The organism is Cognatilysobacter lacus (assembly GCF_008274655.1).
GTDB classification, from domain to species: domain Bacteria; phylum Pseudomonadota; class Gammaproteobacteria; order Xanthomonadales; family Xanthomonadaceae; genus Cognatilysobacter; species Cognatilysobacter lacus.
This window is the reverse complement of sequence record NZ_VTRV01000175.1, coordinates 1-5,367: the sequence shown is the minus strand read 5'-3', so window position 1 is coordinate 5,367 and position 5,367 is coordinate 1. Positions and strand designations below refer to the sequence as shown.

General features: G+C 68.7%; 5 protein-coding genes. All 5 read right to left on the bottom strand.

Annotated features, from left to right (window positions below; translation table 11 throughout):
- On the bottom strand, positions 1–400 hold a 400-nt coding region (locus FW784_RS12435), incomplete at its 3' end, for a hypothetical protein (protein ID WP_149353655.1).
- 3 nt (positions 401–403) lie between these two features.
- Positions 404–1,657 (bottom strand): glycosyltransferase family 4 protein, encoded by a 1,254-nt coding sequence (locus tag FW784_RS12430; protein ID WP_149353654.1) that lies wholly within the window; start codon positions 1,655–1,657, stop codon positions 404–406.
- Positions 1,654–2,886: a glycosyltransferase gene (locus FW784_RS12425; RefSeq protein ID WP_149353653.1), complete on the bottom strand. Its 1,233-nt coding sequence runs from the start codon at positions 2,884–2,886 to the stop codon at positions 1,654–1,656. The genes FW784_RS12430 and FW784_RS12425 overlap by 4 nt, the downstream gene beginning before the upstream one ends.
- Positions 2,887–2,957: 71 nt before the next feature.
- Positions 2,958–4,211 carry a glycosyltransferase gene (locus tag FW784_RS12420; RefSeq protein ID WP_187770802.1) on the bottom strand — a complete coding sequence of 418 codons (1,254 nt, stop codon included), beginning with the start codon at positions 4,209–4,211 and terminating at the stop codon, positions 2,958–2,960.
- Positions 4,208–5,209, bottom strand: coding sequence for a glycosyltransferase (locus tag FW784_RS12415; protein WP_149353651.1), 1,002 nt, complete (start codon positions 5,207–5,209; stop codon positions 4,208–4,210). The genes FW784_RS12420 and FW784_RS12415 overlap by 4 nt, the downstream gene beginning before the upstream one ends.
- Positions 5,210–5,367 lie beyond the last annotated feature (158 nt).

Below are 5,367 nucleotides of genomic sequence, written 5' to 3'. Positions count from 1 at the left end.
CCGCGACCGACGCGTGCGCCACCGGTGCGTAACGCGCGCCCGCGCCGGCGCGGAGGCCGACAGCGACCGCCAGCACGCCAGCCAGCGTCAGCCATGTCGCCTTCTCCACCATCGGGCCGTAGCCAATGTCCTGCATCGCCAGGCCGCCAAGGTCGGCGTAGAAGACGAGGATCGACGCCTGGATCCAGTGGTAGCCCATCGCATACAGCAGCGCCGGCGGCTCACCCGGCCGCCACAGCAGCGCCGCGAGAACGACGGGGAGGAGGACGCTGGCGAACGTCAGCAACGGATTGGCGCTGATCAGCGCGAGCAGGGCGAGCCCCGCGACTACCACCAAGGCAGCAGGGTGCACGGACGTCAGGGCGCCGAGGCGCAGATGGGCGGGGGGTGCGATGGCCATTCCCTATTTTGGACGATCGCCGGAGGCTGGCGGCGCCAGCGCGCCCACGCTTCGCATCGCCGCCATCAGGCCGGCAGTCGCTTCGGCGTACGAATAGCCGTCGACCCGGCGACGCGCCGCGCGTCCCATCGCGGCCAACCGATCCGCCGGCAGGGACAGCGCCTCGCCGACGATCTGCGACAGCGCGGCCACGTTGCCGGCCTCGAAGATCCAGCCGGTCGCGCCGGGCTGTACAAGGTCGGGCCCGCAACCTACATGCGAGCTGACGATCACCGGGCGCGCCAGGTTCATGGCCTCGTTGACGGCCAGGCCCCAGGTTTCGCCGGCGCCGAAAGACGGCAGCACCATCACGTCGCCAGCGGCGTAGACGCGCGGCATCGAGGTCTGGTTCTGGAACGGCGCGAAAAATACCGAGCCGGGCGTCGCCGACGCCGCCATCGCCCTCAACGGTTCGTCGAGCATGCCGTTGCCCACGAACAGCAGTGCCGCACCTGGCGGCGTGCCACCTTCGGCCTGCAGCTTTAGGAAAGCGGTAAGCAGGTCCAGCGGGCGCTTCTTGTCCTCGAACTTGCCCGCGAACAGCAGCACGCGCGCATCGTCAGCGATGCCCAGCTCCCGCCGCCATGCGATGGCCTGCAAGCGCGCGGCGTCGGCGCCCGCCTGAAAGCGCTGGTTGTCGACGCAGTGCGGCGCGAAATGGATGCGCGGTCCTTGCACGCCGCATGCACGGAAATAAGCGGCGTTGGCGGCCCCTACGGCGAGAAAACCCGCGAACCGCTTGAATACGACGCGTCGCAGCTGCCGCATGACGGCGGGCTTCCAGCCGCGCGCCCGTCCCATGTCATGCGAATCGCCGCGGAGCAGCAACGGAATGCGTGCGAGTGCCGGCGCCAGCAACGCTCGCAGGTGGCTGCGATAGGCATAGCCGAAGAAGAGGATCGCGTCCGGCCGCGAGCCCGCAAGCCGGGTGACGAGGTCCGGATTGTCGAGGCCGGGGAAATGGTGCGGCCCCGGATCGGCGCTCCGGTTGGGCACAAAGCTCCATGCATAACCGTCCAGAAGCGGAACATCCCAGCGCACGTCTTGGCCGAACTGCGGATCGAACTGCCCACCTTCCGGGCTGCCGGAAAGATAGTGCACATGCACGTCGATGCCACCGTCGGCCTGCATCTGCCGGAACCACGGCGAGTAGTACTGCACCGGGTGCGACAGCACCACCGACAGGCGCGGGCGTCGCGGTGGCGCCGGCGCGATCACGGGCGCGCCTCGCTATCGACGCACGCGTCGAAGAAAGCGCAGAGTTCCGCGGCGCACCGCACGTCGGTATGCGGCGCGAACGCTGCCGCGTCGAGCGCGACCGGGTTTTCGTATGCGCGCGTCGCGAGCCAATCGCGCGCGATGCGTTCGGCGATGTCCGCGTCAGGCTCGGCGGTCGAGAAGGACACGCACACGCCGCCTCCCGCGCGGCGCATCAGGTCCGTCACGGTGCTGCGTTCGTGGAATATCGCCAGCAGAGGGCGGCCGGCCAGCAGGTAGGGATAGATCTTCGACGCGGTGTACGCCGGATCGTCCGAGCCCGGCACGATCAGCGCATCGGCTGCCCGCAGGCACGCGAGCGTTCGTGAATAGTGGATGCGATCGGGCGATTCGTGCACGAGGTGCGACAGCCCGAACTCGGCGGCGATGGGCTCGATCGTCCTGGCGCCCGTGCCGTGCGCCGCGTACGAGGTACCGATGAAATGTAGGCGCAGGCCGCTACGAAAGCCCTCGTCCGCGTGGTCGCGCAAGGCGCCGAACAGTGCGCGCAGGGCATGGCCCATGTCCGCTCCGCCCCGTCCCGCGTACACCCAGCGCCGCAGCCCCGGCTCGCCGCCGAACAGTGTCGTCGCGTCGGTGTCCGGCACCCGTTCGAAGTCGGAGGCGGCGCCCGGGAACCCCTGCACCAATGTCGGAATCCCCACGAGCCCCGGGTAGCGGGCGATCAGGTGTTGCGGATACGCGGGCGACACCGACGTAATACCCGCGCAACCGCGCAGGACGCGCGGCTCCATGAATCGGTGCAGCGTACTGGCCACGCCGTACTTCAGGCGACCGCCCGGAGGCACGACGTCCGGATGCTCACGGTAATAGTCGCTGACCCATAGGTCCTGGTAGTCCATCACGAAGGGCACGCCGTGCCGAGCCTTCCAGCGAGGGCCCAGCACGTGCACCTCGAACATCGTGGTCGAGAAGTACACGAGGTCGAAGTGGCGCTCCGCAAGCAGGCGATTGCCCGCTGCCGCGAGTGCGGGCAGCGAGCGGATCCCATGCGTGCCGAGGCCGGGCAACCGCGACCAACGCAATGCGGGCGCGTCGACGCGATGAATCGGCACGTCACCCGGCAACCCGCCCTCGAGCCACGGATCCAGTGGGGCGGCGACATGCTGCGGCGCCACGGTCAGCACCTCGGCCTGCCAGCCGTTCCGCGCCAGGAATGGAAGCAGCATGCGCACACGCTGCATATCCGCCGTGCTGGACGGAGGAAAATGAGCGCACACGATTAGCACGCGGCGCGTTGTCATTTGCGCTCCGGCAGCGCGGCTGCCAACGTCGACAGCAGCACCGGCTCGTAGCGTTCCCAGTTCCACACCGTTGCGCCAGCAACCCGTGCACTCCCTTTGGCAAACGCCAGGGCCTGCGGATCGTCGATATAAGCCTGCATCGCCGCGGCAAGCGACGCGGCATCGCCGGGCGTGACCAACTGCCCCGCGTGCGGGCAAGCCCGTAGCACCTCCTCCTGTCCGCGCGTCGCCGTCGCGACCACGGCAAGGCCCGCACGGAGATATTCGTGGATCTTGTTGGAAGCGGTGAGCTGCTTGTTAGTGCAGAACGGGATTTCAAGCGCGAGGCCGACGTCATGTGCGCGCGTTCGCGCGGGCAGTTCGGCATTGCTCACCGGCGGCAGCACGTGGATGCGCGATCGAAGATCCGGCGTGAAGAGGCCCTCCAGCCATTGCGCATGCGTGCCGAGTGCGCCGCGCAGGTGCAGTACCCACTCGCCGCGCAACAGAGCTAGCGCGGCTGCCAGCGCCTCGAGCCCGCGCGCGGGACCGATCGTCTGCGAGAACCAGTAGAAAGACACCGCTGGCTCGCCCGCGGCGTCGCGGCGGTCGGCAATCGTCGGCGCCGAGTCCGCCGGGAAGGAATTCGGAATCGCGACGGGAATGCGGGGCGTGCCCGCGTCGGCAGCGAGCGCCTCCGCCATCACGTGCGTGGTCGTCACGCAGCAGCGCGCGTGCTGGAGGTGGAAGTGTTCGAGTTCGCGCAGCGTGGTGCGCACGGGTTCGGGACGGTCACCCGGGCACTGGTCCCGCGAAAACCAGTCCTCGAAATCGACACCCACTGCATGCCCCTCCTGCGCGAGCCGGCGCCCCAGCCACAGGCCCGGCTCGGAGTGCACCAGGGTCAGGTCGGCTCGGATGCGACGAGCGTCGCGGAGCAGCTCCGGCGCACCCGGGCCCAGCGTGCGCGGCAAGACGCTTCCCGTTAACGCGTGTACAAGCTTCGACATGCGATGGCGGATGCGGTCTCCCGGATGACCACCGACCCGCCGAAGGTCGGTGGCGGGGGCGAATTCAATGTCGAGCTGCCGCGCGATCGCGAGATCCTCCCCGACAAGGCGCGGTTCGAACCAGTTGCCACGGACGACTACGCGCGCGCCTGCCTTTCGCAGCGCAGCGGCTTCCTTCTGTGCACGCGGCGCGCTCGAAAGGTGCCCGACGATGATGATCAGCACGGTGCGACCCAGGAACACGTCCGACGCGAGTGTCATGGCGCGCCGTCCGACGCCGCGTCGGCTTGCACCTGCCGCGCGATCTCCAAGTAGCGCGACGCGCATCCAGCGAGCGTCAGGTTTTCCAGGATGTACTGGCGCGGCTCGAAATGACCGGCGCGAACCTGTTCGATGAAGCCGCGCCAGGCCTGCCGGAACTGGCCGGCATCCGTAAATCGCAGCCCGCAGCGGTCGTCCCAGTACGGCACGGACGACACCGGCCCGTACATCACCCTGTCGGGGTAGTAGGACGGGTCGCGCCACGGCCCGCCGAGATCCCAGGCGAGGATCGGTACGTCGCAGGACAACGCCTGCTGGTACGCGATTCCCTGCGTTTCGTGGTCGCACAGGAAGATCATTGCGCGACAACGGCGCAGCGCATCGAGGTAGTCGTCCTCGACGTAGTTGCCGTATCGCAGCTCGACCACCGGCTGCCCCGCGTCGGCCAGCGCGTCGCGGATGGGCTGCACGAGGCTTGCTTCCCGCCGCGGCCGGTCCCAGAGCACCTTGTCGTAGAGCAGCACAGGGTCAGACTTCTCGGCCGGATCGGCGGGATGCCACAGCGCGGTGTCGATCCCGACCGGCCAGGCTTGCACGCGATCACCCCAGTAGGGCTTGCACATCGCTTCCATCCACGGCCCGGGTACGAGAACCTTGCGCACGGGCCGACGCGCAAACAGATCCGGATCGTCGATGGGGTGCGAGAACACGGAGGCGCCGAAGAGGATCGGGTTACGCCACTCGACGCGATCGAGCACGAACGGCTTGCCGACAATGCAGGCCAGCCGGTCGGGGTGGCGGCGCGCGTGGCGGTAGTCGTTGACACGGTACGAGACGCCGATTTCGTCGAGGCCCGCCATCAGGTTGAGGAACACGCGAGTCTGACCACCCGGTCGCGGCTTTCCGCGCAAGGCGCGACGCACCAGCCGTCGCGGATATCGATCGAAGGGCAACCAGCGATCGGGGTCGGGTTCGGCGTAGAACAGGTCAAGCGTCACGCGGCACCGACCCCGCTCGACGCAAGGCCTGCAACGATTGCCTCATAGCGGTCGACGCTCGCCGCCGGGCCGTAGCCGAGCACGGCACGCTCGCGCAGCCGCGCGCCCGACTGCGCGCGCTGTTGCGGCCGGTCGAGCCACCAGGCGAGACGTTAGAT

What these genes read in the sequence shown, in the direction of transcription:
- FW784_RS12425 (WP_149353653.1), bottom strand. Translation starts at nt 2,886, where the DNA reads ATGCTGCTTCCATTCCTGGCGCGGAACGGCTGGCAGGCCGAGGTGCTG.
- FW784_RS12420 (WP_187770802.1), bottom strand. Translation starts at nt 4,211, where the DNA reads ATGACACTCGCGTCGGACGTGTTCCTGGGTCGCACCGTGCTGATCATC.